Origin of the sequence: Methylobacterium sp. CCH5-D2 (genome assembly GCF_001556475.1) — a bacterium.
Taxonomy (GTDB): Bacteria; Pseudomonadota; Alphaproteobacteria; order Rhizobiales; family Beijerinckiaceae; genus Methylobacterium; species Methylobacterium hispanicum.
In genome coordinates, this window is the sequence record NZ_LSIX01000611.1 from 1 (window position 1) to 348 (window position 348).

1 protein-coding gene is annotated in these 348 nt (G+C 65.2%); it reads left to right on the forward strand.

Annotated features, from left to right (window positions below; all coding sequences use genetic code 11):
* The coding region (locus AX737_RS15610) for an efflux RND transporter permease subunit (protein WP_197430597.1) at positions 1 to 348 on the forward strand (348 nt) is incomplete at both ends.

The following is a 348-nucleotide window of genomic DNA, read 5'->3' on the forward strand; positions in this document are numbered from 1 at the left end:
TGCTGACGACCGCGGTGGTGTTCCACCTGTTCGGGCTGTCCATCAACACGATGACGCTCGGGGGCCTGGCCATCGCCATCGGCGAGCTCGTCGACGACGCGGTGGTCGATGTCGAGAACATCTACCGGCGGCTCGGCGAGAACCGAAAGGCCGGCAACCCGAAGAGCGTGTTCCAGGTGGTGGTGGAGGCCTCGAACGAGGTGCGCTCCGGCATCGTCTACGCGACGCTGATCATCATCCTGGTGTTCGTGCCGCTCTTCGCCCTCTCGGGCATCGAGGGCCGGCTCTTCGCACCCCTGGGGCAGGCCTACATCATCTCCATCCTGGCGAGCCTGCTCACCTCCATCA